General features: G+C 41.2%; 28 protein-coding genes and 1 tRNA gene. 10 read left to right on the plus strand and 19 right to left on the minus strand.

Features of this window, described 5'->3' with window-relative positions:
- The first annotated feature begins 115 nt into the window (after window positions 1-115).
- On the plus strand, window positions 116-412 hold the full coding sequence (locus G7B20_RS13445) for a DUF485 domain-containing protein (RefSeq protein ID WP_164111932.1): 297 nt from the start codon (window positions 116-118) through the stop codon (window positions 410-412).
- On the plus strand, window positions 409-2,325 hold the full coding sequence (locus G7B20_RS13450; RefSeq protein ID WP_164111933.1) for a cation acetate symporter: 1,917 nt from the start codon (window positions 409-411) through the stop codon (window positions 2,323-2,325). Before G7B20_RS13445 ends, G7B20_RS13450 begins: the two co-directional genes overlap by 4 nt.
- A 306-nt stretch (window positions 2,326-2,631) precedes the next feature.
- On the opposite strand, the gene G7B20_RS13455 is transcribed toward G7B20_RS13450, so the two are convergent.
- Complete coding sequence (locus G7B20_RS13455; protein WP_164111934.1) at window positions 2,632-3,078, minus strand: GNAT family N-acetyltransferase; 447 nt, start codon at window positions 3,076-3,078, stop codon at window positions 2,632-2,634.
- Window positions 3,079-3,331: 253 nt separating this feature from the next.
- On the opposite strand from G7B20_RS13455, the gene G7B20_RS13460 reads away from it, so the two are divergent.
- On the plus strand, window positions 3,332-3,805 hold the full coding sequence (locus tag G7B20_RS13460) for an OsmC family protein (protein ID WP_205600221.1): 474 nt from the start codon (window positions 3,332-3,334) through the stop codon (window positions 3,803-3,805).
- 1 nt (window position 3,806) lies between these two features.
- Here the strand turns inward: G7B20_RS13460 and G7B20_RS13465 are convergent, their stop codons facing one another.
- The 6 genes from G7B20_RS13465 to G7B20_RS13490 all read right to left on the minus strand — a co-directional run bounded on the left by G7B20_RS13465 (window position 3,807) and on the right by G7B20_RS13490 (window position 7,859).
- Complete coding sequence (locus tag G7B20_RS13465) at window positions 3,807-4,028, minus strand: hypothetical protein (RefSeq protein ID WP_164111935.1); 222 nt, start codon at window positions 4,026-4,028, stop codon at window positions 3,807-3,809.
- A gap of 47 nt (window positions 4,029-4,075) precedes the next feature.
- A complete protein-coding gene (locus tag G7B20_RS13470) occupies window positions 4,076-4,753 on the minus strand; it encodes a head GIN domain-containing protein (protein ID WP_164111936.1) in 678 nt (225 codons plus the stop codon).
- 12 nt (window positions 4,754-4,765) lie between these two features.
- Window positions 4,766-5,266, minus strand: coding sequence for a hypothetical protein (locus G7B20_RS13475; RefSeq protein ID WP_164111937.1), 501 nt, complete (start codon window positions 5,264-5,266; stop codon window positions 4,766-4,768).
- Window positions 5,267-5,333: 67 nt separating this feature from the next.
- Window positions 5,334-6,461: a serine hydrolase domain-containing protein gene (locus G7B20_RS13480; protein WP_164111938.1), complete on the minus strand. Its 1,128-nt coding sequence runs from the start codon at window positions 6,459-6,461 to the stop codon at window positions 5,334-5,336.
- 73 nt (window positions 6,462-6,534) lie between these two features.
- Complete coding sequence (locus G7B20_RS13485; RefSeq protein WP_164111939.1) at window positions 6,535-7,263, minus strand: DUF3307 domain-containing protein; 729 nt, start codon at window positions 7,261-7,263, stop codon at window positions 6,535-6,537.
- Window positions 7,257-7,859: a hypothetical protein gene (locus tag G7B20_RS13490; protein WP_164111940.1), complete on the minus strand. Its 603-nt coding sequence runs from the start codon at window positions 7,857-7,859 to the stop codon at window positions 7,257-7,259. Before G7B20_RS13490 ends, G7B20_RS13485 begins: the two co-directional genes overlap by 7 nt.
- A 152-nt stretch (window positions 7,860-8,011) precedes the next feature.
- Between G7B20_RS13490 and G7B20_RS13495 the strand changes: the two genes are divergently transcribed.
- From G7B20_RS13495 to G7B20_RS13510, 4 genes are all read left to right on the plus strand, one after another.
- Window positions 8,012-8,887: a PPK2 family polyphosphate kinase gene (locus tag G7B20_RS13495; protein WP_164111941.1), complete on the plus strand. Its 876-nt coding sequence runs from the start codon at window positions 8,012-8,014 to the stop codon at window positions 8,885-8,887.
- Window positions 8,888-9,038: 151 nt separating this feature from the next.
- Window positions 9,039-10,244, plus strand: a complete 1,206-nt coding sequence (locus G7B20_RS13500) for a pyridoxal phosphate-dependent aminotransferase (RefSeq protein ID WP_240452731.1) — start codon at window positions 9,039-9,041, stop codon at window positions 10,242-10,244.
- A gap of 203 nt (window positions 10,245-10,447) precedes the next feature.
- A complete protein-coding gene (gene queA, locus G7B20_RS13505) occupies window positions 10,448-11,497 on the plus strand; it encodes a tRNA preQ1(34) S-adenosylmethionine ribosyltransferase-isomerase QueA (protein ID WP_164111942.1) in 1,050 nt (349 codons plus the stop codon).
- A 65-nt stretch (window positions 11,498-11,562) separates the two neighbouring features.
- Window positions 11,563-12,255, plus strand: coding sequence for a 2-C-methyl-D-erythritol 4-phosphate cytidylyltransferase (locus G7B20_RS13510; RefSeq protein ID WP_164111943.1), 693 nt, complete (start codon window positions 11,563-11,565; stop codon window positions 12,253-12,255).
- 42 nt (window positions 12,256-12,297) lie between these two features.
- On the opposite strand, the gene G7B20_RS13515 is transcribed toward G7B20_RS13510, so the two are convergent.
- The 9 genes from G7B20_RS13515 to G7B20_RS13555 all read right to left on the minus strand — a co-directional run bounded on the left by G7B20_RS13515 (window position 12,298) and on the right by G7B20_RS13555 (window position 18,923).
- Window positions 12,298-12,450, minus strand: coding sequence for a lmo0937 family membrane protein (locus G7B20_RS13515; protein ID WP_164111944.1), 153 nt, complete (start codon window positions 12,448-12,450; stop codon window positions 12,298-12,300).
- A gap of 86 nt (window positions 12,451-12,536) precedes the next feature.
- The gene (locus G7B20_RS13520; RefSeq protein WP_164111945.1) at window positions 12,537-13,307 is read right to left on the minus strand and encodes an MBL fold metallo-hydrolase; all 771 of its coding nucleotides are present in this window, start codon (window positions 13,305-13,307) and stop codon (window positions 12,537-12,539) included.
- 3 nt (window positions 13,308-13,310) lie between these two features.
- Window positions 13,311-13,577, minus strand: a complete 267-nt coding sequence (locus G7B20_RS13525; RefSeq protein WP_164111946.1) for a hypothetical protein — start codon at window positions 13,575-13,577, stop codon at window positions 13,311-13,313.
- 51 nt (window positions 13,578-13,628) lie between these two features.
- Entirely contained in the window at window positions 13,629-14,636 is a 1,008-nt protein-coding gene (locus tag G7B20_RS13530) for a glycosyltransferase (protein WP_164111947.1), read from the minus strand.
- 2 nt (window positions 14,637-14,638) lie between these two features.
- Window positions 14,639-15,589: a glycosyltransferase family 2 protein gene (locus tag G7B20_RS13535; RefSeq protein WP_164111948.1), complete on the minus strand. Its 951-nt coding sequence runs from the start codon at window positions 15,587-15,589 to the stop codon at window positions 14,639-14,641.
- Between the two features lie 15 nt (window positions 15,590-15,604).
- Entirely contained in the window at window positions 15,605-16,174 is a 570-nt protein-coding gene (locus G7B20_RS13540) for a DUF4199 domain-containing protein (RefSeq protein WP_164111949.1), read from the minus strand.
- 9 nt (window positions 16,175-16,183) lie between these two features.
- On the minus strand, window positions 16,184-16,852 hold the full coding sequence (locus tag G7B20_RS13545) for a hypothetical protein (RefSeq protein ID WP_164111950.1): 669 nt from the start codon (window positions 16,850-16,852) through the stop codon (window positions 16,184-16,186).
- A 7-nt stretch (window positions 16,853-16,859) separates the two neighbouring features.
- Window positions 16,860-18,125 carry a dihydroorotase gene (locus G7B20_RS13550; RefSeq protein WP_164111951.1) on the minus strand — a complete coding sequence of 422 codons (1,266 nt, stop codon included), beginning with the start codon at window positions 18,123-18,125 and terminating at the stop codon, window positions 16,860-16,862.
- Between the two features lie 234 nt (window positions 18,126-18,359).
- The gene (locus G7B20_RS13555; protein ID WP_164111952.1) at window positions 18,360-18,923 is read right to left on the minus strand and encodes a UbiX family flavin prenyltransferase; all 564 of its coding nucleotides are present in this window, start codon (window positions 18,921-18,923) and stop codon (window positions 18,360-18,362) included.
- Between the two features lie 429 nt (window positions 18,924-19,352).
- Between G7B20_RS13555 and G7B20_RS13560 the strand changes: the two genes are divergently transcribed.
- The gene (locus tag G7B20_RS13560; RefSeq protein WP_164111953.1) at window positions 19,353-20,003 is read left to right on the plus strand and encodes an ankyrin repeat domain-containing protein; all 651 of its coding nucleotides are present in this window, start codon (window positions 19,353-19,355) and stop codon (window positions 20,001-20,003) included.
- Window positions 20,004-20,005: 2 nt separating this feature from the next.
- Here G7B20_RS13560 and G7B20_RS13565 read toward each other — a convergent pair whose 3' ends face one another.
- A complete protein-coding gene (locus G7B20_RS13565; protein ID WP_164111954.1) occupies window positions 20,006-21,289 on the minus strand; it encodes a DUF2851 family protein in 1,284 nt (427 codons plus the stop codon).
- A gap of 68 nt (window positions 21,290-21,357) precedes the next feature.
- Window positions 21,358-22,419: a bifunctional diaminohydroxyphosphoribosylaminopyrimidine deaminase/5-amino-6-(5-phosphoribosylamino)uracil reductase RibD gene (ribD, locus tag G7B20_RS13570; protein ID WP_164111955.1), complete on the minus strand. Its 1,062-nt coding sequence runs from the start codon at window positions 22,417-22,419 to the stop codon at window positions 21,358-21,360.
- A 217-nt stretch (window positions 22,420-22,636) separates the two neighbouring features.
- Here ribD and prmC point away from each other — a divergent pair, with 217 nt between their 5' ends.
- Window positions 22,637-23,503 (plus strand): peptide chain release factor N(5)-glutamine methyltransferase, encoded by an 867-nt coding sequence (prmC, locus tag G7B20_RS13575; protein WP_164111956.1) that lies wholly within the window; start codon window positions 22,637-22,639, stop codon window positions 23,501-23,503.
- A 157-nt stretch (window positions 23,504-23,660) separates the two neighbouring features.
- Window positions 23,661-23,733, plus strand: a tRNA-Lys gene (locus G7B20_RS13580).
- A 68-nt stretch (window positions 23,734-23,801) separates the two neighbouring features.
- Here G7B20_RS13580 and G7B20_RS13585 read toward each other — a convergent pair.
- Entirely contained in the window at window positions 23,802-26,240 is a 2,439-nt protein-coding gene (locus G7B20_RS13585; protein WP_164111957.1) for a glycosyl hydrolase family 95 catalytic domain-containing protein, read from the minus strand.
- Window positions 26,241-26,507: the final 267 nt, after the last annotated feature.

Below are 26,507 nucleotides of genomic sequence, written 5' to 3' on the forward strand. Positions count from 1 at the left end.
TATATTTTGGCTATATTCAGTTAAAATTTCTTTTTTTTTTGTAGAATTGTAGTGGGATCGATTTCGATTTCTAAAAAACTTAAACCAAATTATACATTTTGTAAACCTTCAACTTATGCATGTCAACAACACAGCTGAAGAAAAAGAAATTGTAACTCAGCAGAAGTCAAAATTGGGAGTACGCCTATTTTTTGTTTATTTAATCTGCTACGCCGGCTTTGTTATTTTAGGCGTATTCAAGTACGAATTATTAGCGACTACTGTATTTGCAGGACTAAATTTAGCGGTAGCCTATGGCATAGGACTGATCGTTTTTGCGGTGGTCTTAGGTGTGATTTATAACCACTACTGCACGAAATATGAAGACGACGCTGAACTACAGGAAAATCTAAAGGAGGGAGATAACAGATGATATATGATATTTCTTTCACTGCTTTAGCATTTTTCTTCATTTTCGTCGGATTGGTATTAGGGCTTTCTTTTTACTTTGGTCGAAAAAAAAGCTCTTCATCGTCATACTACGCTGCGGGAGGACAGATACACTGGGCGGTCAATGGGATTGCTTTCGCTGGAGATTATCTCTCGGCAGCTTCTTTTCTCGGAATATGCGGGATGATTGCCGTTGCCGGATTCGACGGTTTCTTATATGCAATTGGCTTTTTAGCCGGATGGATTGTAGCATTGTTTCTCATTGCCGAACCCTTCAAACGGCTAGGAAAATACACCTTTACAGATGCCTTGAATGCAAAATTCAACTCGCGCGCAATTACGTTAACAGCCTCTATAAGTACGTTGATCATCTCTATTTTTTACCTTATACCGCAGATGGTCGGTGCAGGCGACTTGGTCATGCCCCTATTAGGATTGCCACATTGGGCTGGGGTAATACTGGTCGGTGCTATTGTTATAGCTATCGTCGCAAGTGCCGGTATGGCCTCTACAACCTATGTGCAGTTTCTTAAAGGCGGATTGCTGATCATTCTATCTTTGGCGCTCACCTTTTATATCCTAAAAAACGGTCTATCCAGTCCGCCTGATGCTGAAGGGAATAAATACCATTCCTTTATAGCGCTAGTACCTCAGGTAAAAGAGGATAAGATCAGTTCTGTGCAGAACTGGAATATTGTGACGCAACAGCAGGTTGGGGATAAAACATTTGTCAAGTTAGCACAAAACGGAATAGAAAGATGGTTCGCCTGGACAAAAGAAGGTGACAATAATTTATTGAAAGAAACACTAAGCATCACCCAAAAAATCAATGGCGAGTTGCTCTATAACGGAGAACCGAAAGAGAATAGGAAGTTTTATCAGGTAGGTCACCTAAGCAAAATTATAGTTAATGGAAAGGAAGTCTCAAGCACTGGTCCACTCAGCCCGTTTCAATTCTTATCGACCATCCGAGAAAGTGAGGTAGTTCGATTCCTCCAGGTGAAATTGGTTGATGGAAATGATCAAGTTTCTATCTATTATCCGGAAGTAACCTCTGGGTCTAAATTTATGTTACCCGGACTAAAATATAAAATTGGTAGTGATGCAAATCTTTGGAGTAAGATGGATTTTGTTTCACTTATGCTGGCTCTGTTTTTGGGCACCGCGGCACTCCCCCATATCTTAATTCGATATTATACGGTGAAGACACCAAAAGATGCCAGAAAATCAACAATTTTAGCGATTGCTGCTATCGGAGGCTTCTATATCTTAACCTTGTTTATTGGACTTGGAGCCGGTGTTAATGGCGTAATGGATGTCGAATCCAGTAATATGGCGGCGCCGTTACTAGCGAGAGCTTTCGGTGCGGCACTATTCTCTATTATATCTGCCGTAGCGTTTGCAACCGTGTTGGGCACTGTAGCTGGACTTATTGTTGCGTCGTCAGGAGCGATTGCTCATGATTTTATAGATGTATACCTGAAGAAAAACTTGGATGATGACAAAAAAGTTAAGGTTGGGAAGATTGCCGCTGTAATAGTAGGAATTGTGGCCATACTCTTAGGTATGGCTTTCCAAGGCATTAACGTTTCGTTTTTAGTTGGTTGGGCATTTGCGATTGCCGCATCCGCAAATCTACCGGCTATTTTATTTTTATTATTCTGGAAAAAAACATCCGCTACAGGAATATCTGCTTCGATAGTTGTTGGGATTGTTGCCTCGCTTGCCATTATCCTGACCTCGCCGACCATGTGGGACAAATATGGGTTGGGCGCTGCGAATGCGATACATCAACTGGAAAACCCGGCGTTAGTATCATTTCCACTGGCAGTGCTTACAGTGTATATCTTTAGTAAATTGTACCCTAAAAAAGATAATAGCTTATTGTCACAGTAACCACTAATGCACTTTTTTATTGACATAGCCATTTTTGATGGCTATGTCAATATACTGACCATAAATCAGCTTGTGGTAACAACAATTGATTATTTTCCTAAAGCCAAGCCAAGTCCGACTCCTAAAAATATACTTCGACCTACTTTATTACTTCCGAATCAAGTTCAAACCGAGATTTGGATGTGGGTACAGCGTCGATACTTTGTGCATAAGCATGTGAAATCATCAACCTTGAAACAAAAAATAGATGTTTTGAAAAATGTGGTACAATCCCATCTGTCTATCACGACTAGCCTCCAAATACATTTACCCCCACCAGTGGTAATAATTGTGCAAACCATCGTACTCAAAGTCACATCTTGGGTAAAGCCTATTTCCGATATCGTTTGTCTTCTCCGTTTCCAGCATCAGACCACAGGCTCCTGTCTCTTTACTCCACTGTTTACAGCGATTGATCAAGGCCACCGAGAGCCCCTGTCCTCTATAATCTGCATGTACAAAAAGATCACTCAATAACCATTGCTTTTGTAATCTGGTATAGTGAAAGAGTTTATACAACTGTACGAATCCCACAGCTTTACCATTTACTATCGCCAAAAAAACTTCTGACTCTCCGTTTAAAAAACGTTCTTTCAAAAATGTCTTTCCGCTCTCCAGATCTGATTCCTGACGATAGAAAATACGGTAAAGGTTAAACAACTCTGCAGTCTCATTTAGATCTTCTAAACTTGCTTTCTTGATGATATAGCTCATGTATTTTGATTGTTTGGTATAATGCCGCAAATGTATTTCATATCTAACGGAGGTCTATGGTCCAGATTTCAAATATTATCTGATCCAGCATTCAAAACGCAAACACAAAAGGTAAAATAATATTAAAAAGCCTGCAAATTTTCAGATATTCGCGTCTGTATGACATTCCTGTCAGCAGACAACATTTATAATATCGATCCAGCCCTAAACGTTAACGTAAAGGACAATCATAAAATAACATGAAATAAAAGGCATGATTTTTAAACATCTTTTTAAAGCTACGCTAAATTGGATGGGCAATAGCGAAGAAGCAAAGCCTGCCACGTCGCAGATATACCATAAAAGCCATCGTATCTGCATAGAAGGGAAGCCTGATATACAGGTGTCAGCAGCAAAGGCATTCAAGGGAGATCCCAATCTTTACAATCCAGAAGACTTACTATTGAGTAGCTTGACATCCTGCCACATGATGTCATACCTCTATGTCTGTTCACAAAATAATATTGAGGTCATCTCGTATAGGGATACTGCCGAGGCGCTGTTGGAGACGACTTCCGGGGGCAGTGGACGGTTTGTGGAGGCTAATTTAAATCCACGGGTAATAATTTCTGATCCGACAAAAATAGAACTAGCACTATCACTTCACAACAGCGCAAATCAGCTTTGCTTTATCGCAAATTCCTGTAACTTTCCCATAAATCACTATCCGACCTGTGCGGCTCTATGAATCAGCTGTCCATAGCTTGTATCTGATCATCAGTGAATCCCTGTAATTGATCCAGTTCTTCATCAGATCGATTTAAAAGGTCTGATAAAAAATAAACCTGAGGTTCCTCATCGTTTAAGTGGTCTACATTATCCCATAGCTGCCCTTCGATGCCCTGTGGCCGCCCATCTTTCAAAATATGGTAGCCTTCATCGATCCACTTCTGTATTTGTTCTCTTTTCATAAGTTCTACTTTTGCCACTAAAACAAATACAGATCAAATTAGTTTAACTATTCCATAAAATTAATCTTCCCCCCTGCCAGTCGTCTTTGCTTTCTTTCAGGAGGGTTTCCATAGATTTCGATCACTCCACCTGCCCGGGTCTGGGCATCAACGCTTTTACCTACATTAACCTGACATTTACCACCAGCATTTGTCCGTATGTAGGCATGATCGGAAAGCAGATCTTTGGCCTCATAAAAGCCTCCGAATGTACAATTTACCGATTGATCTCGTGCCTGTCCTTCTACACGGATCACTGCCCCCGCTGTAGTCCAGGCCTCGATCTCATCCGTATGTATACGTAGATCTATACGTGCGCCCTCATTGGCAGAGACGTAAATAGAATCCATATCAATTTCATAACTATCTGTAGTTACCTGTGCTCCTTTTCTTGCTATGATACTAGACAGGTTTGTGGTATACAGACTCACATCCACTTTATGTCCCTGCAGGATATAATTAGTTGTCATTTTCAATCGCAATACATCACCGGTCTGTGTTAATTCCATCTGATTGGCCAATTCTCCTTCGATCACAATTTTATCTTCGTTGCCTTCCAAAAGCCGTACCCGTATCTTGTCCGTGACATCAAGCTCTCTAAACGGAGACAAGGTCCTGGACAATTGGGCATGCACTTGTAAAACAGTAACCGCCACTAAAAAAACCACTAAAAATACCTGTTTCATAAAACTATGTTTCTATCTTCCTAACTGTAGTAATTCCTGCTCTGTATACATCTTCGCCCCCTTCAGATAATTGTAAAGGACGTCTTTGGTTTTTTCATCATTAAGCTTGTAAAGATTGCTGACCAAGAAATCCTTGTCCTGTTCGATATCGTCACGATACCCCAAATAGGACGGAATATAATATTGAATACATAAACGGATAAACCGAAGCTCAATATTATTGGGATCTACCTCTATTTGCTTTTCAAGCATCTTTTTGCCTCCATTAAAATAACTCATCTTCTTGATAGGATTCCCTGTATGTTTGGCCATAAACATATGAAAAGCCGCTTCATAACCTTTTTCTACCGATGTTTTAGCATGCTTCTCGAGCACTTCCAAATGCTTTTCGCATAAATCCTGGTCTTTTACCCCTTTATTAAAGTCTCTACGGACATCATGGAGATTTAGCTGCTGTGCGTTGGCTACAGCGGCCAATCCAATAATGGCAATACAAATCAAAATCCCTTTCATAAATAAATACTTACAATGGTTACCCGTCATTAAATTACAAAAAGCAAGCCAAGTACAAGAAGGAAATTTATTTTTTAACCAAATGATCATACAGGCTGTTTGCTATTTCACTTAAGATCGTAGGTTCATTATCTTGATACTTAGGCCGGCATCCATTTGTAATGACCACTATCCCAAAACGTTGTTTAGGCTCAAAAAACATAGCGCTATACAATCCATAAGCCGACCCGGTATGACCGACCATCACCCTGTTGTTCACAAAGTCCTTACTTACACGAAGAGCCAAACCATATCCCGCTTCTTTGTTCACCGGAGTCTGCATCATTTTAGCAGCCTTTCTATCCATAATTTTCACCCCATCCGAATGACCGTAATTCATATGCATGATCATATAACGCGCCAGATCTTCTGCCGAAATTTTCATCCCTCCTGTGGGAGAAAATACAGGCGTGCTATACCCCATGACATAATGCTTTATTTCCTCCCTCCGGGGCGCATATGCGGCAGGCTGTGGGACAAATCCCACAGCTGTACTATCGTACACATATAGCTGAGCAAATGCCTTTTGATCAAGTGAATCGACACAGTACCCTCCTTTCAGGCCCAAGGGTTCTAAAATGCGCTGTTTTATATAGGTATCAAACCGCACACCCACAGCACGTTCTAAAGCTGCTCCGGCCATATTAAAGTTTAAGTTACAATATTCGTAATTAGTCCCTGGTTCGTAATCGTTGTACCCTTTATACCATTCAGGATTTTTCTGGGGATTGATGGCATCTAGATTGAAATAACCATTGCGGTCGTTAATACTGGAGGTATGGGAGAGTACCATCCTTAAGGTGATGATCTTTTCAGGAAATTTCGGATTACGAACAGGATATCCTACTAAGGTTCCAAAGTCCGTGTCCAGCGACAACTTCTTATCAGAGACTAGCTGCATGAGTGCAGTAGCAGTAAATGATTTAGATATAGAGGCTATTCGAAACAGGTCATTTGCTGGATCCAGTTTAACATCCCGCGCTAAATCCTTATATCCGATAGCATCGCTGTGTATAATCTTTCCCTCTTTCACAACGGCATATGCTACTCCTACAGCACTGTAAGCCTTTGCAATAGCATCTATCTCCCTTTTCAGGTCTTGTGCGAATACAGATGTACAGATCCCGAGAAAAAGTAACAAGACTATTTTTTTCATATGTATTTAATTACCTGGTAGTCATTCGTATTTGTACAGTTTTTGCCAGATGGATATCCTTATAAGAATGAGATTATACTTGCTTAAGGCCTATCCGTAATAGATAACCGATCACAATGGCAATGACAAAGCTTGCCAATGTGCCCACTAAGATATACTCTGTAAATTTTGTGTCTTTCGCATTGCTCAAATCACCAAAACGGAATATTGATTTGGCTGCTAATAGAAATCCTATCCCGGAGAGAAATCCCACCTGAATAAACAAAACGATAACAAGTCTTTCCATAATACCGATGAGCATCCCTGCATCCATCAATGTATCATTTCTCTTACTATTGAATTCATTCTCCTGATTCCACCTACTAAAGAATATCTTTAAAAAAATCGGACTTACGACGGCCACAAGCAAGAAAGCAATGACATATAGAAGCGTCCGATCCGAACAAAGAATGTCCAAAAATCCGGTGGGCATACCAAAATGATAAAATGTAATCCCTGTTAATACCCCTATATGTAGAAATTGGTCTAATGTAAACAGGAAAACGGGCTTACAGGGCCACAGTTTCTCCCACCAGATCTTAAGGCTGTCTATAGCAAGATGTGCACACCCGATCGAAAGTATCATGATCCAGTAATCGGTCAGTTTTGGAGCGAATACAATAGCTAGAATCAACATATGGACCAATATATGAAGCAATAGATATAATATATTGTCTTTACGTTTGACTATCCAACTCTTTGGCTGTAGTAAAAAATCTCCTACGAGATGTGCTAGAAGTAGCTTTAGAAATAATGTTAGCATTTTTTCAACAATTGTTCTGTACTATATATTATTGCTTTATTAATCTTGTTCCAGTTGGCCTTTGTCAGTTCGGTACTGATCTGGCTCTGATGCTTTCGCTGCAATACCTTCGCTAATTCCTGCTGATTAGCATTAGGCTGTCGTAACGACTCGGCAACGGTTTCCGCCATATTCACAGTCCATTTATTGGCAATCTCCACACAAAGCCCCAATATTATATTAGTCGCTTCATCCCAATCCGGCCATGGCGAGCTTACCGCAATCAGCTCTTTGTGCAGACTTTCAAAAACCTCCCCAGAACGAACAAAAGCCTGTCCCCATGAGTTTTTAATATGGTTGTCCATATAATCCACTGTACCGATCCCCAACCCCATACGTACATCAAGCTGACTAATGGTCTTCATACGGGATTTGATATAAAACAGGCTACGTATAGCTTGTTCCAGGTCTACCATAAGCTGAAAGCTATCTCCTCTAAAGATATCAAACTTTTCGGAACATTCAGTCAGGGTAGATTCCAAAATCGGCATCCATTCCTTCACGTCTTTGGAGCGCGAGTCTACGATATCACCTGTAATAATTGCATGTAATTGCATATTCCTTCCTTTTTACTTTATCATCAAATCGAGTGATAATCAAATTTATCACTAATATTGATGATAATCAAATTTATCATGCATTCTTGTTCCAATTAAATTTTTATTAGATAGCTTTAAAACAAAATTATAAATAAACGGGTTTTGGATATATGAGCAAATTTCAAAAGCAACTCCGGGCAAATTCTAAATTCAAATTGAACGACTTCCCGACATATCTGGACAATATCAATCCAGAAGAAGCGAAAAGGGAGATGAAACTCGTACGCCGGGACATAGCTAAAATACAAGAAGTATTATATGCCCACAACAAGTATTCCGTACTAATATGTTTACAAGGTATGGATACGGCAGGTAAAGATTCTCTGATACGTGAAGTATTTAAAGATTTTAATGTGCGCGGTGTCGTCGTAGAGAGCTTCAAAACACCGTCCTATGAAGAGCTACAACATGACTACTTATGGCGTCACTACATAGCGTTACCTGAAAGAGGTAAATTTTCCGTATTTAACCGCACCCATTATGAAAATGTATTGGTCACACGGGTACATCCAGCATACATATTACAGGAAAACATCCCTGGTATAAAGGATGTAAAAGATATAACCAACGAGTTTTGGCAAAAAAGATACCAACAGATCATCGATTTCGAAAACCATATCCACGAGAACGGCACCATCATTTTGAAGTTTTACCTTCACCTCAGTAAGTCCGAACAAAAAAATAGATTACTGCGGCGGCTAGACAAAGGAGACCATAATTGGAAATTTTCTCCAGGAGACCTCAAAGAGCGTACACGATGGGACGAGTATATGACCTATTACGAAGAAGCAATACAAAAAACATCCAAGCCCCATGCACCCTGGTACGTCGTCCCTGCCGACAATAAGGACATAGCCCGATACCTTGTAGCGCAGACTATACTTGAAGAACTCAAGAAATATAAGGATATAAAATACCCTGATCTTTCTCCCGAGATCGAGAAGCATCTTGCGCTATACCGCAGAGAACTCGAAAAAGAAAAATAGCGCATCTACAAGGCTGCCTCTGTCTGATAAACATCAATTCCAATAAAAACTATAGATTATTACCAAGTTGATAAGCCTGATGCTATTTCCATCAGGATTTATCAAAAAATTAGGTTTGAAAATGAAGTATATATAATATATTTGTAGCACCATGAGCACAACATCATATTTATCAGATAGAATCAATAGCCTTTCTGAGTCGGCTACCCTAAAGATGACCAAACTAGGTCGCGAGCTAGCAGCCAAAGGCATCAATGTAATCAGTTTAAGCGTTGGAGAACCGGATTTCAACACCCCAGATCTTGTTAAGGATGCTGCCAAGAAGGCGTTGGATGAAAACTATACACGCTATACCCCGGTACCCGGATATCCGGAGTTGCGGAAAGCAATCGTCGAGAAGTTGAAAAATGAAAATGGACTAGACTATGACATTTCTCAGATTGTCGTATCTACAGGCGCTAAGCAGTCCCTATCCAATGTCATATTAACATTGATCAATCCAGGCGATGAAGTCATCATCCCTACCCCCTACTGGGTATCCTACTCGGAGATGGTCGTATTAGCAGAAGGTAAATCAGTTTTTATCGATACCGATATTGAAAGCAATTTCAAAATCACTCCAGCCCAACTAGAAGCAGCTATAACACCGAAAACAAAAGTATTTATGTTTTCATCTCCGTGCAATCCTACAGGATCCGTGTATAGCAAAGATGAACTAGAAGCTCTGGCCAAAGTATTTGAAAAACATCCCAATATTTTCATTATTTCGGACGAAATCTACGAACACATCAATTTTGTAGACAAACATGAATCTATTGCCCAGTTTGCAGCAATAAAAGACCGCGTTATCATCGTGAATGGTTTCTCAAAGGCCTTTGCCATGACGGGCTGGCGGTTAGGTTATATCGCCGCAAACAAGGAAATAGCAGCTGCCAACGATAAGATGCAAGGGCAGACAACATCCGGAACCTGCTCCATTGCGCAGCGTGCCGGAATTGCCGCCTATGAAGGAGGCTTAGAAAGCGTCCACAAAATGAAAGAGGCTTTTGCGCGCCGTCGTCAATTAGTCTATGACCTGTTGAACGATATCCCAGGTGTAAAAACCAATCTTCCAGAAGGTGCATTCTACTTTTTCCCGGAGATAAGCTCGTTTTTCGGCAAGAAAGATCAAGAAGGAAATACCATTAATAACTCCGGCGATCTAGCACTATACCTTCTAAACCAAGGTCATGTAGCTACTGTAGACGGTAATTCCTTTGGAAATGACAAGTACATCCGCTTGTCTTATGCTGCTTCGGACGAAAATTTAAAAGAAGCACTTCGAAGAATTAAAGAAGCATTAGCCAAATTGGTTTAAAAATTTAGAAAAGCTCCCTTCCGCAAAGGGAGCTTTTCTAATTAAATCCAACCCCCAAAAGAAGTGTTAGAAAGACAAGGGACACCGTATCAAAATCAAGCACTGTTAAAAGATTTTAACACTATTTCGAATAAAAATGCATACCTTTGTGTGCTTTTTTAGCCCTATTTAGGACAGTTAAAAAACATAAACACTGATTGCACATGAAATTATCACAATTTAAATTCAACTTACCTGAATCTCTTTTGGCATCCGAGCCTTCTGAACAACGTGACGAATCACGTTTAATGGTCTTACATAAAGATACTGGCGAGATTGAACATAAAATCTTTAAAGACGTCTTAGATTATTTTGATGATAAAGACGTGATGATATTGAACGATACAAAAGTTTTCCCTGCCCGTATGTATGGCAATAAGGAGAAAACAGGAGCCACTATCGAAGTGTTTCTTTTACGTGAACTCAATAAAGAATTGAGATTATGGGACGTATTAGTTGACCCGGCACGCAAAATCAGAGTAGGCAATAAATTATACTTTGGCGATGACGATCTATTAGTTGCCGAAGTTGTTGATAACACCACTTCAAGAGGGCGTACAATCCGATTCCTTTTCGAAGGTACTGACGAAGAATTCCGTCGCAACATCGAGATTTTAGGAGAGACACCTCTACCAAAATACATCAAGCGTAAGGCGACTCCCGAAGATAAATTCCGCTACCAAACAATATATGCTAAAAATGAAGGTGCTGTTGCTGCGCCTACAGCGGGACTTCACTTCTCCAGAGAGTTAATGAAGCGTTTGGAGCTTAAAGGTGTCGACTTCGCAGAGATCACGTTGCACGTAGGTTTGGGTACATTCCGTACGGTCGAAGTGGAAGATCTTACCAAACATAAGATGGACTCTGAACAATTTATAATTACAGAAGAGGCGGCAAAAACAGTCAATCGCGCCATTGATAATAAGCGCCGTATATGTTCAGTCGGTACGACATCGATGCGTGCTATCGAATCGTCTGTCTCTGCAGACAAGCACTTAAAAGCAGGTACAGATTGGACGAGTAAGTTTATCTATCCTCCATACGAGTTTAGTATCGCGAACTCAATGATTACAAACTTCCACACACCCGAATCTACATTACTTGTCATGATAGCAGCATTCGGAGGGTACGAAAATGTAATGAACGCGTATGAAGTAGCTGTTAAAGAAAAATACCGTTTTTATAGCTACGGTGATGCCATGCTTATTATTTAAGTATTGTAATAATATTTCAATATTTTTGAAGCGTGGATATCTTGAATCCACGCTTTTTTCACATTATGCCAAATAAGATTGTTATCATAGCCGCAGGCGGTTCCGGATCCCGTCTTCGATCAGACTTACCCAAGCAATATCTTTTGCTTAACGGTAAGCCTGTACTCATGCATACCATACAAGCATTTGTAGGTATAGCGGATCGTATTATTGTCGTCCTCAGTGCTCAGATGATCCCAACCTGGCAAAGTCTCTGTACCACACATCATTTTGCTATCCCCCATGAGTTGGTAGCAGGCGGCGACAGCCGCTTTCAAAGTGTCCAAAATGCCATACGGCATATTACCGGTACTGCGGTAGATCCTTTGGACCACTCCACAGCAATCGCTATACATGACGCGGCCCGACCACTGGTAGAGCGAAAGCTTATATCCGACTCGTTCGAAAAGGCTCTGGCAGGCGATTGCAATGTTCTTGCAGTACCGAGTACAGACTCTATCCGTATCGGAGACAAGTGCAGCTCTACATCAGTAGATCGTAGCCGTGTCTGGCAGGTACAGACCCCGCAATCGTTTCCTGCTCCATTATTGATCGAAGCATTCGAACAAGATGAACTGCCTACATTTACAGATGATGCCTCTGTGGTCGAGCAGAAAGGGCATACGATACATCTTCTTGAAAGTACAGCTCGAAACATCAAACTTACCTATGCCGAAGATTTCGAAATAGCCCTATCACACCTCAAAGCCAGGCCATGATTCTTTTTCCGCTAAAATGCAACGTATAGAAAAGCGTACGTCCTAAGCATTTCCCCTGATAACACGCAGTAGAACCACGATTATGGCTATCACCAACAGCACATGGATAATACTTCCGGTAGCAAATCCACCTAAAAAACTAATAGCCCAGATAATAACCAAAATCACTGCAATCAAATAAAGTAAATTTCCCATAGCTTTAAAGTTTAATTATTTATGTAACACTAATATTTCACAGATATGAACAGTGTATATCCGAAAAAGTTTTGTAACACAATAAATTATTTTACCTCAATAGCAAGTTCGTCATATGCGACAAAGACCCCCTCGGGGAGAAGGGATTCAATATATTCGTGTTTACCGAATCTATGGCTTATGTGGGTAAGGTAGGCTCTTTTAGGCTTTACATCTGCTATAAAGGATAAAGCCTCCTGTAAGGTAAAGTGCGAGACATGGGGAGCTTCTTGCAACGCATTAACCACCAATACATCCAATCCCTCCAGCAAGTTTCTACTCTCCTTCGAAACCGTCTTTGCGTCGGTTATATAAGCGAAATCACCTATACGATACCCCATCACTGGCATTTTGTAATGCAACACCTCAAAAGGTATTACCTCCTGATCGAATAGATCAAAAGCCAGCTCAGGCTTGATCTCCTCTAGGTCCAACTGCGGGACGCCCGGATACTTTACCGCCGAGAAGGCGTAATAAAACTCCCGTTGCAACGCCTCTAAGGTAGCTGCGTCAGCATAGATGGAAATAGACTGTTGTTGATGATAGTTGAAGGCCCGCACATCATCCAGACCCGCTATATGATCTTTATGGGAGTGCGTCATTAATATCGCATCGAGATGATCGACCTGCTCGCGCAGCATCTGGTATCTAAAATCAGGACCGGTGTCAATAGCAATATTATACCCATTGTCCATCTCTATAAGAACGGAGGTACGCAAGCGCTTATCCCGGGGATCTGTCGATTGACAGACCGGACACCTACATGCGATGACAGGTACGCCCTGCGATGTCCCTGTTCCTAAAAAATGAACTTTCAATTTCTAATCGTTTGGTTTTATTAATGATTTATAAAATGTCCATTGCTTCTCATCCAACTGCTCCTTCTCAAATTCAAACTCTTTAATAAGCTGTACCAAAGAATTTATTTTGATCTCCAGATTAGAGAACTTATTCACCACGATAACTTTCGAATTCTGGATCACACATGCTCCAGTCTTAAAGTTACCTTTTTCATACCTTACCTTATAGCCTATATCAGCCAATAGATTTTCTATTTTATCTAGATTATATTGTGTACTCGATACCACTATTGAATTCTAAATTTCTAATATAACAAAATTCACCCCAAATATCGGCCATTAATGCGATGTATCCTTCTTCAATAGCATACGATCAATGTAGTTGCGCATAAAACCAAAACCATATGCAAACAACTGCGTAAAAGCAGTAAGCACAGCAAGAGCTCCTACCCGAAGGCTATTGGTCGTAAAGATAGCGTGCAATAAAAGTAATGTTGCAAAGGAAAACAAAACCATATCTCCACACCACACGAGGTAGTGCAATAGCATCACATCGCTAAATAACAGCAGATCCATAATATTCAATACCACTAAGCCCAAAACGCCCACTGTAAATATTGCAGGCAATGCATGTACCGGTTTTAATTCCCCAGGGTAGAGCAATGAAATATCAATCCGTCCTTTTCCAAAGTTATAAATCTGTTTATAAAACTGGCTTAAACTGGTGCGTCTCTTGTGGAATACAAACGCGTCCGGAATTAGCCCTACCCGAAAACCCTCGTTGATCATCCGGATACTGAATTCAATATCTTCAGATCGCCTTGACAGCCTATAGCCTCCGGTCCGTTCCCACACCGCCCGAGAAATCCCCATATTGAAACTACGGGGGTGGAATTCACCGATATGATTTTTATTACCCCGTATCCCGCCCGTCGTAAAGGGACTCGTCATGGAGTAACTGATAGCTTTCTGTATCGGCGTAAAAGACTCATGAGCTGCATCAGGCCCCCCAAAAGCATCCCAACCATGCCGTTCGATAGCTTCCTTTACTATTTCCAGGTAATTTTCGGGTACTAAAACGTCCGAGTCAAAGACAATAAAATATTCACCTTTAGCACGCGCAAAGCCATAGTTTCGGGCAAATCCCTGTCCTTCGTTACGCTTTGAGAAATAATGAACATTCAGACTATCCTTAAACCCTTCTACGATCCCCCCTGCAGGTAATGAAGATCCATCTTCGACAATGATAACCTCGAACTCTTTAAAAGACTGCTTTTGCAGCGACTGCAAAAGCTCCTTTATTTCTTCGGGCCTATTATACAAAGGGATAACGATGGAAAACAACATAGCTATACGACCTGTTCAATATGATACTTATTCCGCTCCGAACTATTTCTCGATAGAAGCTCAGCAATAAATCCTGTAAGAAACAATTGTGTACCGATCATAATAGCCAACAATGATAGGTAAAACAAGGGTTGATCGGTGACATTACGATATACCGTACCATTTGCAATGCTCATCAACTTATCAGCAATTAAATACACGGTGATAAAAAAGCCTATCAAAAAACTAATTACGCCAATAGGTCCAAAAAAATGCATCGGCCGCTTACCAAACTTGCCGACAAAGAAAATAGACATCAGATCCAAAAATCCTTTCACAAACCGCCCTGCGCCAAACTTGGTCGTACCATACTTTCTCGGATAATGCTGTACGACCTGCTCCTGTATATTCGAAAATCCCGCCCATTTAGCAATGACAGGTATATATCGATGCATTTCGCCGTAGACCTCAATGCTCTTGACCACGTCCTTCCTATAGGCCTTAAGCCCGCAATTGAAGTCGTGCAGGTTGTTGATACCAGACATACCTCGTGTTACCGCATTAAACAGTTTGGTGGGTAGTGTTTTTGTTATCGGATCGTAACGTTTTTGCTTCCATCCCGACACCAGGTCAGCGCCTTGATTCTTGACACGATCGTACAGCTCTGGGATTTCGTCCGGGCTATCCTGCAGGTCGGCATCCATGGTGATGACCACATCCCCTTGAGCAGCCGCAAAGCCAACATTTAGTGCAGCAGACTTCCCATAATTCCTCCTAAACTTAATACCAGAAATCTGATCATGTTGCTTTTTCAGATCCAAAAGGACAGACCAAGATGCGTCTTTACTGCCATCGTCTACCAAAATAATCTCGTAACTGAAATTATGCGCTACCATCACACGACGGATCCATTCGGTTAGTTCGGGCAATGACTCGGCTTCATTGTACAATGGGACTACAACTGAAATATCCATATACTATACTATCGATTATTTTTTGACAATTTTTGAACGAAACAAGAACGCTAATACCATCGCGAAAACAAAATTGACCAACAAACTAATAAAGGTCGGGGGTACTGTGCTTCGAAACGATATTTCGGAAAATGCAAAAGCGCGATCCTGTTCGATAATCTCCATCTGTTGATCGATTTCATCCTCTGTAGCACCACGGCTCTCCATATCCACAATCTTTAAGTTCATAAGATTTTGATAACTTTCCTCCAAAACAGTCTTATCCATTATCATTTTTTGATAGACCGTAAGCCCTATAGCACTTACTACGATACTGGCTGCCAGAAAGATATAAATAGTCTTCAATGCCCTGCTGAAGGTCCAGTCCGTTCCATTTCTCTTCTTTAAAAAGTAGACCATTACAACAGGTATCAACACAGATCCAACAAGTTTCAAAGCAATACTCACGATATATAGCGTACTATAGCTATCTACCGTACGGCTGTGATAGATACCGATAATAGAAAATACGATCGTCAATGCTCCCGCGATAGCACCATAAATCAGCGCGTCCTTTTTCTCTACCTTTGTCAATTCATTTGTCATACTCAGCCCCTATTTACTAAAATAGACAATAACTTGATATACAGCAGTTTCATAAGCCTTGTTTGAAGTATGATCTTCAAATTCGCGCAACTGGCTTTCGGATGGATTCTGCTCGAAAAAGAAAGATACCAACGGATAGAACAACTCAAACAACTCGTCTTGGGTATTCATTGTTTTGGATACTTTTGCAATTTCCGAGTAATCGCTTTCTACCAGAATCTGGTTTGCTATCACCTTTTCATAAATACTATACTCATCCTGAAACTCGTCCTCTTCAACCAATAAGAACTCCTTCAAATAATCTTCCAGTGAAGGTTTGATCTCATCATCAGCACATTCTCTCAAATACAAAAATACATTGAGCAATTCCGTACCACGGTCTAATGTTTCTTCTTCAATGCGCTCCCATTCCTCGGAGTCCAAGTAATCCTCTTCGAGTTTCTGCACATCTTCCGCAAAGAAGTTTATCATGAGCAGGTCAAAGCTGATTTCACGCAGCTCCTCAAAGCCTTGGTAATCGTCAAAAACCGCATCCATACGCTCTACCTTATCCATAAAAGGTAACTCCAAATCAAAAACACCCGACAACGAGTCTAAAAATTCTTGACTATCTATATTTTCTATACCTGCATACGTATTGGCCGCAGCAGTTATCGCATTTTTTACTTTAACATCCATACCATTATTAATTAATAATCAATTTATTATTATTTATAACAAGATTTACTTTCCCTGTTAATTCCTGCCCCATTAATGGATTGTTGGCCCCTTTCGATCTATTAGACTGCGCATCGAAAGTCCAGGTTGTCTCCATGTCAAAAACAACAAGATTTGCCAACTCTCCTATTTCAAACTTCGGAATATCCAATCCCAATACCCTTCTAGGTCCTACCGCCATCTTTTCGACAATATCCTCCGCCGTGATCCCAGACCTTATCGCCAAAGGGAGCGCCGTCTGAAATCCCGTTATTCCATTCTTTGCTATGTGAAATTCGACATTTTTGTACTCAATTTCCTGCGGTGTGTGCTGCGAAACTATCGCATCAATTACACCATCTTTAATCCCTTTCAGTAAAGCCTTTACATCATTATTTGTACGCAGCGGCGGACTCACTTTATAGTTAGAATCAAAGCTTGCGATATTTTCATCGGTAAATACCAGCTGATGTGCCGCCACATCACAAGTCACCTTAATACCTTTGCTTTTTGCCTTTTTAATCAAATCTACAGATTCTGCTGTCGAGATCGTTGTAAAATGGATCGGAGCATCATTATATTCAGCGAGAAAAAGATCTCTGGACACCATCAATGATTCGGCCAGATTAGGGATTCCCTTCATACCTAAATAAGTGCTCATCACCCCCTCATTCATCTGATTATCCCCAACCATAGATTCATCCTGCGCAAAAGATATAATTAACCCCTCAAAACCTTTGGCATACAATAGTGCTCTTCCCATCAATCCCGCCTGTTGCACGCTGCGATTACCATCCGAAAAAGCGACTGCGCCATTCAATTTCATATCATACAGCTCAGCCATTTCATGCCCCTCCCGCTTTTTAGATATCGCCCCGACAGGATAAACATCCACGAGATTACCTTTGGCAAGATTGACCAATAGCGACACTTCAGCTCTACTGTGTACCGCAGGGTTCGTATTCGGATGAACTGCAATCGCTGTAAAGCCTCCGGCTGCAGCAGCAGCAGTTCCCGTCTTCATATCTTCTTTGGTTTCATAGCCCGGTTCTCCGATATTGGCATTCAAATCAAAAAAACCCGGACTTACGATACATCCTTTGGCCGAAATCACTTGCAAATCGGAATCTGCAGCTTTTAGCTTCTTACCTAGATCAGCAATTTTACCTTCTTTGATCAAGATATCGATTTCCTGACCGTTCAGTGGATGATTAGGTAGTATTAACCTAGCTGAAGAAATTAAGACTGTATTCATGGATATTTTGCTAATATTTAATTTGTTGTAGAAATTCAAGTGAGAGTGAAACGACCAAAACTAAGCAAAAGAGCGCGGAGATAAGTCTTGCCCTACATAAAATCATCAAGTAGCATGATACTATAAGTCGCTTCATTAAAAGACAAACCTACATAAATTCTCCTTTATACGCAATATAATTGCGCGGTAACATAAAGCGAATTTTGTAGCTCTCCTTATCCATTTAGATTTCATTTACTCCCCCCATCGGTAAGAGTCGATTTTTAAATCTGCGAGGGATAATATCCGATCTACCACTGTTGCCGCAAGGTCCTCCATCGTCTTAGGCAGGCTGTAAAATGACGGACTGGCCGGGCAAATGATCCCCCCCGCCTGTGTCACACTGGACATGTTATTGATATGGATCAGGCTCAGTGGCGTTTCCCGGGTCACCAAGATAAGTTTTCTTCGCTCTTTGAGAATGACGTCCGCAGCCCTCGTGGTCAGATCAGATGAAGTACCATTAGCTATACGAGCCAGTGTCCCCATCGAACAAGGGCATACGATCATGGTATCATAATTGGCCGACCCGGAAGCAAAAGGTGCCATAAAATCATTTTTTGAGTAAAAAGTAAAATCCTTGTATTCATTATAAGCTTCATTCTGCAATTCAAACCGCCATACATCTTTTGCATTATCAGACATCACCACGCCTACCTGAGACACCTGATCCCCTAAGGTTTTCAATTTATCCAATAATACTTTAGCATATAATGATCCGGAAGCCCCGGTTACAGCTACTACTATTTTACGTTGCATATGTGTATAACTTATTTTTAACTGACCTAATTTTATCCGACAAATCTAACTAAATTCTCCAGCAACTGCTTCCAACGAAAGTCACCAAAGTAGCATAAAAGACATAAAAATAAAAAAGGGTCGAATAAGAAATATTCGACCCTACATCTACCTATGAAAAACATGCCCTTGGGGAGGGCACTACAAATGTACTAAGAGAAAGTAGATTTGCATCGATCCGTACATCTTATTGTAGCTAGTTTTCATTTATTTGTAGTTGTTCTACTACAAAGGTTTTTTCAGCGGCCCTATTAGGGAGTTTTGCCAACTTTATTTTCGAGTAAGTTCCCTTATCTGAATTAATTAACATTTGAAATATTACTAACATTTTGAAAGATTCCACTTTTTTTTTATTTATTTCGAAACCAGTAACAACGAATTACCCCCAATATGAACTCGACAATAATAGAAGAGTATATCGAAACCGGAAACCACCAAGATCTTGAGTTATTATTAAGTCAAGACCCTTCCGTAGTAAATCAAAAGACAAGTCATGATATTTCTCCCCTTCTCTTATCATGTTACTACCAGAAGCCTCAGATTACACAGGTCATTTTAAAATTCATCTCAACCATTACCATACATGAAGCATGTGCCACCGGTCTGACGTCGCACATACAGATGATGATCGAACACAAAAAAGACGTCGTCAACGAGTTATCTGATCATGGATTCACACCATTAGGTATCGCTGCGCATTTTGGAAAAGAAGAGATTGTACGCCTACTTCTTTTACACCACGCCAACCCCAACATAAGTTCACAAAACGGATACAGTACCTATCCATTACATGCAGCACTGGCGATCAACCACAGCGACATTTCAAAAATGCTTATCGAAGCCGGTGCCGAGGTCAATGTACTACAATACGGAGGTATTGCGCCTATACACCAGGCAGCAGGACATGGCAATATAGACCTCATCATCGCATTACTGGAACAAGGTGCTGATATCACGATACGTACGAATGCAGGACAGTCAGCTTCGGATATCGCTGCCGACAAAGGTTTTAATGAAATTGCAACCATTTTGAGGGTATAGTTTTAGCTTTTCAAAACTTCCATGCCGACAGCACAATCCAAGCATTTCTTTGGATCACAGTAATTCCTTCTCAAGGCCAGTAGCGCCTGTGAATCACCGGCATTATAGCATACCACACCCTGCTGTTTATAATACCGTACCACATGGTTATTCTCAGCCGGAATTTGTGCCAACCACCCCAATGCACGTTCTTTAAGATCCTCCCTGCCCATAAAATGTCCATAGGAAAACAACATTGGAATAAAACAATTTATGGCCAAATGATAGAGATGAGCATCTGTCCAGCCTGTACCGTGTTGCTCCGTCGCCGAGGCGAAATGAAAATGCGACTGCCAGTAGGCATCAAGTCTCCCCTTTTTGACCGTAGCGAACAGCGCATCCAGGCTCGATACATTGCAAATCATGTCAAACCAATAAACAGTTGTAGAGATCAGGGCAGACAGCTGCGCAAGTCTATAGGTAGGAAAGTTGTGAGGGCGCATACGCATAAACTTCCAATTCACTGCCGACATACGGTCCAGACCATGTAATTTCTTGAGGTGTTGATATACGCCTTTCAATCGAACAAAGTACTCATCCGTACAATCAGCCTCTAAGAATCCTGCTGTACCGAACAATAATGCGGATATTTTTTGGGAGTCCCCATAATACCGATAAAGCAATTGAGGAGGCACTTTCCACATCAACTCTTCAAAAGCCTGCGCATTCACATTGGTCCCAAACGCCCGTCCTAGATTAATTAGAAACACCGCTTCCCAATCCTTGTTGGTCCGTACCAACCAATCCTCACATCGACCGTACATATCCTGCAGACGCTCTATAGCTAGGCGCTCCAGCCATCCCGGTGCCATAGCTGCCCAAGCCTTTTTCATACGCCCTTCACAGGCAATACCTTTCTGTTGCTTCGTTAATGAAGCATAACGAGCCAGCATTTGCGGATCGACATAATCTTTTAAACGAAGTGTGGGTATTTGAGTTTCGTCCTGTCTTTGGCCTGCCCTGCTCCCTTCTTCCCAGACCACATGCAATATCGTAGCACAATACGCCGGATCGGTATCATGCTTATGCTGGAACCAATCGTCTTCCCGAAAATGTATTTCTACATGACCGGACCAGACAGTTTTACCGATCTGAATTTTAGCCAGTTCAAAATCAGGCCCTGCGTTATGATTATTAACACCTGTATGTATGACCTTAAGCTCTTCTCCATCCCTCGTCTTTAAGTCTGTTTGTCCATATAATCTATAACGCCAGATAAAATGCAACAATTCTTCAGGATAAACCATTTTTAAAATTAAAAAACAACATCCTGAAAAACAAATGATTACAAAAAAAAAGAAGAAATACGAGAAAACTAAGAAGACGCTTTATAGTACAGTTTCAATCGATCTGAGGCCACAGCGATCTCTTCACCGACTGCACCCTCCATACGCGGCGCTGCAATCCCCTCTCCCCACACACTTTCCCCTACAAAAACACGAGCCTCATCCCAAAGACCGGCCTCAATAAACCGATTCAATGTTTTGACCCCCCCTTCGATAATCAGAGATTGCACATCCATAAGATAGAGTTGATACAAAATGTTATGTGGCAGATACAGGTCATAATTTTCTAATGCAATATATTTCAAATGCCCATCCCACGCAGCTTTCTCCTCATTAAAAATGATCAGATCCGTGCTGTCGTCCATTAACAAGCGAGCGGTTTTGGGCACAGCGAGATTTCGATCGATCAGCACACGCTTCGGAGACTTACCGGACCAAAGTCTATTATTCAGCATCGGATCATCTATCAGCGCAGTAGCAGCACCTACCATAATAGCATCCTCTTCGGAACGCCATTTGTGCGACAGCTGCCTGCTTGCCCGGTTACTTATCCATGCCTGTCTGTCTCCTATCGGCGCAAAATACCCGTCCTTTGTTTCCGCCCATTTCAAGATAACATACGGACGATGCTGTCCTATACGCGTAAAGAAGCGACGGTTCACAAAGCGGCATTCCTCCTCCAGCACGCCGACCTCCACATCAATACCAGCATCCCTCAACTTGGCTATCCCTAAACCATTGACCTTCGCAAAAGGATCTTCACAGCCTACGACAACCCTACGGACACCATGTCTTACGAGCATATCTGCACATGGAGGCGTCTTGCCATAATGCGCGCAAGGCTCCAGCGAAACATACACCGTACTTTGCTTCAATAGTTCGTTGGCCTGCCCGTCACCATAATTAGTCTTCACCGCCTCTACAGCATTCACCTCCGCATGCGCCCCTCCGTAAGGCGACGTATAGCCCTCACCCAATATCTTTCCTTCATATACAATCACTGCCCCCACCATGGGATTAGGACTTGTAGTACCGGCCCCCAATTGCGCCAACGCAATACAGCGACTCATGAACCTTTGATCTTCAGTCATACCACAAACTTAACATTTTATCTAAAAAGAGCGGACAAGCTAAACTTAAAAAAATCACTAAATTTCCTCTATAAAAGAATCTGAATGGATGAGGAGAGCGAAATAAACCACGGAGTGCTCATGAATACCTTTGAAAGCATACGATGATGAATAATCCGCTTTTATATTACAACGCTATTATATCCCGCGTAAAAGCGAATTTATGTATGTTTGTACGATGAACAATACCTGGCAAGAGATAGCCGAAATATTCCACAACGAGCTGAGCGAACTGTATCCTTCCGCTGAAATCAAAGTGCTGTTTTCCCTATCGGTAGAGCACCTCAGCGGCATTAGAAGCAATCAATTTATTTTCCATAAAAACGAGCGGCCTACTGTTGCGGCCTCAGCCGGAATTAAAAACATTTTAGCCCAGCTCAAGACCGGAAGACCCATCCAGCATATATTGGGTTATGCCCATTTCTACGGCCATATCTTCGAAGTGTCCGAACACACCTTAATTCCGCGCCCCGAAACCGAAGAACTCGTACACCTTATCCGCCAAGATTATCAAAACAAAAACAACCTATCCTGCATCGATATCGGCACCGGGACGGGCTGTATACCGATCTCCCTGGCCAAATGTATGCCACAGCACAATTACTGGGCGGTCGATATATCCAAAGAGGCGCTCGAAGTAGCGAAGCGCAATGCCCAAAAAAATGAGGTCGACATCCAGTTTATACAAATGGATATTTTAGAATGGGATTTAGTTTTCGCAGCAGAACTTAAGTTTGACGTTATAGTCAGCAATCCTCCATACATCACTACGATTGAAAAAGAAGAAATGCACCAAAATGTGCTCGCTTTTGAACCCCATAGCGCTTTATTCGTTGAAGACAGCGCACCATTGCTATTTTACGATTACATAGGCGATTTTGCCAAAGAACATTTAACCTCCACAGGACACCTCTATTTTGAAATCAATCAATACCTCGCTGAAGAGACAGCAGACCTACTTTCAAAAAAAGGATTTAAAAACGTTCAATTATTCCATGATATCAACGGCGCAAAGCGCATGATCAGAGCCAATGCCCCTTCATGATGCATATACAGCCCTTTAAATGCACTTTTTTTTACTGATAAACAACAGGTTAAAACCAAACACACAAAATAAGCTACCAAAGATTTGGCATGTATCAAGGTTTTTTCTACCTTTGCATCACTTCAAACAACGAAGGATAATTCAAATAAAGAATTAGGATTCCGTAGCTCAGCTGGTAGAGCAATACACTTTTAATGTATGGGTCCTGGGTTCGAATCCCAGCGGGATCACAAAAAAAGCTCAATCGAAAGATTGGGCTTTTTTTTGTGCCCTTTAGGGGCGAACCCAAGGGTTCGATTCAAGAAGCCAAAACCTTTTTCAGGTTAATTCTTTTTCCTGGAGAAAGTTTCAGTTCAATAAATTTGTTATTATATTTTATTTTGCACGGTGTTTTATACTTAGCTTTAATAAATGCATCTTTCAATATTCCATCCTCCCATTTCATATCTATTTCCATTGCACCCCGAGCTACCAGGCCCGATACTTCTCCATCGCTCCAGCTCTTTGGTAAAGCAGGAAGCAATTCAATAAATTCTTCATGGCTTTGAAGCAACATTTCTGCCACACCTGCAACGACTCCAAAATTTCCATCTATTTGAAAGGGAGGCCCTTCATTAAACAAGTTATAGTACGTTCCGCCGCCACCGCCGCCACTTGTTTTGCTGCTATGGTCAAACTTTGGTCTTAGTTGCCTATCCAAAAGTTTAAGCGCACGATCACCATTATGCAACCTAGCCCAGAGTCCCATCTTCCATCCAAATGTCCAACCAACTCCACTATCGCCTCTCACCTCCAACGACTTCTGAACAGCATTGGCTAATTCAGGCGTTTTATAAAGCGTAATTTCATTGCCAGGATACATGGCAAATAAATGAGACATATGCCTATGCGTGGGTTCTACCTCCTCAAACTCTTCTGCCCACTCCATTAGTCGTCCATCACTCCCTATCTTTGGCCGAGCTAACTTATCTTTTGCAGTCTGCAACCTCTTCCTAAAAGCAGCATCATTAATCCCTAAAACAGCTATCGTATTGAGCGTATTTTCAAAAAGATTAAAAATAACTTGTTGATCATGTGAAGACCCCATACTAATCTGAGACACATATCCATCTGAAGTTCTAAAGGAGTTTTCTGGTGAAGGTGAAGGACCTGAAACTAATTTACCTGTCTTGGGATCTTCTGCCAGCCAATCTAAATAGAATAAGCAAGCCTCCTTAAGCATAGGATATGCGCTATTCAAATGCGCCTTGTTTTGAGTAAAAGCATAGTGTTCCCAAAGATGTTGTGCAATCCAGCCTCCACCCCCGACATGCATTCCCCATCTTGCGCTTTCACCTGGAGACGTATAGCCCCATACGTTAGTAATCGGATGTAAAACCCATCCCTGCATTTGGTATTGAACCGCCGCTGTCTTTTTGCCAGGTATAGACAGTAAAGCAATAAGATCAAAAAGTGGTCTATGAGTTTCTGATAAATTAGTCACTTCTGCTGGCCAATAACTCATCTGTACATTGATATCTGTATGATAATCGCCATTCCAAGGAGTCTGTATTTTATTCGCCCATATCCCTTGCAGATTCGTTGGTAATCCCCCTTCTCTGGAAGAAGAAAGAAGAAGATACCTGCCGTATTGGAAGTATAAAGGGTACAAATCTTGATTACCACTTGATAGTTGATTATTGAACATCAGCTCATTTGTAGGAACATTATTTAAACCATTCCCCAAGCGAAAATCCACTCTTTTCATAAACGAAGAAAAGTCCTCCACATGTCGGCTTTTTAATTTATTATATGCTTTTGAAGTAGCCTTTTTTACAACAGCTTCAAGCTCCTTTTCAAAGTTTGGATTTACAAATTCAGGATATTGTTGTTTATAATCAGTTTTGGCAGCTACAACCAATGTTACGGCATTTGCAGCATTTATTTGAATTGACTCTCCCTGACTATCCATCTGTCCTCCGTCCAATACAGGAATAACCCGAGCCATATACCGCATTCCATCCCCACCCTTTCCATTATCCATGCGACCAACCATCCGGAGCTCATCTTTAAGTGCAACTGTATTAAATCGCTCAGGTCTATCCATCGTTAGCCTCACATTAATAGCCCCCGGCCTATCAGCAGTCAGGCGAATAATAATCGCTTGGTCAGGATGACTTGCAAACACCTCTCTAATAAAATTAACTCCATTTTGAGAGAACCTAGTCAAGGAAACTCCAGTCATTAAGTCCAATTCTCGATAATAATCGTCATAAGTAGCTTTCGTTCCAAAATCCAACCGAAGGTCTCCTAAGGTCTGAAAACATCCAAAAGGCAGATTGGCGCCATTGGCTCTTCCCGAACCTAATCCTTTAGTAATTTGAGTACGAACTGTCAACTCAGTAGCTTCTTTATACTTACCCTGAAACAGCAGCTCTCTTATCTTTCCCAGGTGACGGGAAGCATCAGGATTATCTGCCTCATCATCCCTACTCCCACTCCATAGCGTCATTTCATTAAGCTGTATCCGCTCTTGATTAACATCTCCGAAAACCATAGCGCCTAATGAACCATTGCCTATGGGAAGCGCCTTCAACCATTCTGGATCACTATCCCATACATATGGCCTATCTTTGGCTAATGCATCAGCAGGGCTATTAAACCAAATTTTATTTATTTTTGATTCCTGTGCTTTCAATTGCAAGGAACCTACAAACAGCAATCCGATACACCAAACCCATAATTTAATCTTATTCATACTTTTTCAGTTTACAACCCTATTCCTAACGGATATTTATAATAAGAAATCTTTGTTTAACTTAAGAAACTATTCCTAAAATCAACTTATGCCAATGAACAATTCAGCCAAATAAATAGATTATTTAGCTGAATCAATAGACTAGTAGTGTTTTATTTCCTGCTATTAATTGGTTTCATTTCAATTGACCGTGCATGTAACCGTTGAAAACTGCAGACTAATTTCAGTACTTGTTAAATAACTTACCTCCCCGTATTCACGAGGAGG

The organism is Sphingobacterium sp. xlx-96 (assembly GCF_011007365.1).
GTDB lineage: Bacteria > Bacteroidota > Bacteroidia > Sphingobacteriales > Sphingobacteriaceae > Sphingobacterium > Sphingobacterium luzhongxinii.

Bases quoted from the DNA above. Each gene is read 5' to 3' on its own strand.
- G7B20_RS13540 (WP_164111949.1), bottom strand. From the start codon at position 16,174: ATGACAAATGAATTGACAAAGGTAGAGAAAAAGGACGCGCTGATTTAT.
- queA (WP_164111942.1), top strand. From the start codon at position 10,448: ATGAAATTATCACAATTTAAATTCAACTTACCTGAATCTCTTTTGGCA.
- G7B20_RS13565 (WP_164111954.1), bottom strand. From the start codon at position 21,289: ATGGTTTATCCTGAAGAATTGTTGCATTTTATCTGGCGTTATAGATTA.
- G7B20_RS13465 (WP_164111935.1), bottom strand. From the start codon at position 4,028: ATGAAAAGAGAACAAATACAGAAGTGGATCGATGAAGGCTACCATATT.
- G7B20_RS13585 (WP_164111957.1), bottom strand. From the start codon at position 26,240: ATGAATAAGATTAAATTATGGGTTTGGTGTATCGGATTGCTGTTTGTA.
- G7B20_RS13475 (WP_164111937.1), bottom strand. From the start codon at position 5,266: ATGAAAGGGATTTTGATTTGTATTGCCATTATTGGATTGGCCGCTGTA.
- G7B20_RS13550 (WP_164111951.1), bottom strand. From the start codon at position 18,125: ATGAATACAGTCTTAATTTCTTCAGCTAGGTTAATACTACCTAATCAT.
- G7B20_RS13495 (WP_164111941.1), top strand. From the start codon at position 8,012: ATGAGCAAATTTCAAAAGCAACTCCGGGCAAATTCTAAATTCAAATTG.
- G7B20_RS13515 (WP_164111944.1), bottom strand. From the start codon at position 12,450: ATGGGAAATTTACTTTATTTGATTGCAGTGATTTTGGTTATTATCTGG.
- ribD (WP_164111955.1), bottom strand. From the start codon at position 22,419: ATGACTGAAGATCAAAGGTTCATGAGTCGCTGTATTGCGTTGGCGCAA.
- G7B20_RS13480 (WP_164111938.1), bottom strand. From the start codon at position 6,461: ATGAAAAAAATAGTCTTGTTACTTTTTCTCGGGATCTGTACATCTGTA.
- G7B20_RS13470 (WP_164111936.1), bottom strand. From the start codon at position 4,753: ATGAAACAGGTATTTTTAGTGGTTTTTTTAGTGGCGGTTACTGTTTTA.
- G7B20_RS13460 (WP_205600221.1), top strand. From the start codon at position 3,332: ATGATTTTTAAACATCTTTTTAAAGCTACGCTAAATTGGATGGGCAAT.
- G7B20_RS13485 (WP_164111939.1), bottom strand. From the start codon at position 7,263: ATGCTAACATTATTTCTAAAGCTACTTCTAGCACATCTCGTAGGAGAT.
- G7B20_RS13560 (WP_164111953.1), top strand. From the start codon at position 19,353: ATGAACTCGACAATAATAGAAGAGTATATCGAAACCGGAAACCACCAA.
- G7B20_RS13445 (WP_164111932.1), top strand. From the start codon at position 116: ATGCATGTCAACAACACAGCTGAAGAAAAAGAAATTGTAACTCAGCAG.
- G7B20_RS13490 (WP_164111940.1), bottom strand. From the start codon at position 7,859: ATGCAATTACATGCAATTATTACAGGTGATATCGTAGACTCGCGCTCC.
- G7B20_RS13530 (WP_164111947.1), bottom strand. From the start codon at position 14,636: ATGTTGTTTTCCATCGTTATCCCTTTGTATAATAGGCCCGAAGAAATA.
- G7B20_RS13455 (WP_164111934.1), bottom strand. From the start codon at position 3,078: ATGAGCTATATCATCAAGAAAGCAAGTTTAGAAGATCTAAATGAGACT.
- prmC (WP_164111956.1), top strand. From the start codon at position 22,637: ATGAACAATACCTGGCAAGAGATAGCCGAAATATTCCACAACGAGCTG.
- G7B20_RS13545 (WP_164111950.1), bottom strand. From the start codon at position 16,852: ATGGATGTTAAAGTAAAAAATGCGATAACTGCTGCGGCCAATACGTAT.
- G7B20_RS13535 (WP_164111948.1), bottom strand. From the start codon at position 15,589: ATGGATATTTCAGTTGTAGTCCCATTGTACAATGAAGCCGAGTCATTG.
- G7B20_RS13450 (WP_164111933.1), top strand. From the start codon at position 409: ATGATATATGATATTTCTTTCACTGCTTTAGCATTTTTCTTCATTTTC.
- G7B20_RS13510 (WP_164111943.1), top strand. From the start codon at position 11,563: ATGCCAAATAAGATTGTTATCATAGCCGCAGGCGGTTCCGGATCCCGT.
- G7B20_RS13500 (WP_240452731.1), top strand. From the start codon at position 9,039: ATGAGCACAACATCATATTTATCAGATAGAATCAATAGCCTTTCTGAG.
- G7B20_RS13555 (WP_164111952.1), bottom strand. From the start codon at position 18,923: ATGCAACGTAAAATAGTAGTAGCTGTAACCGGGGCTTCCGGATCATTA.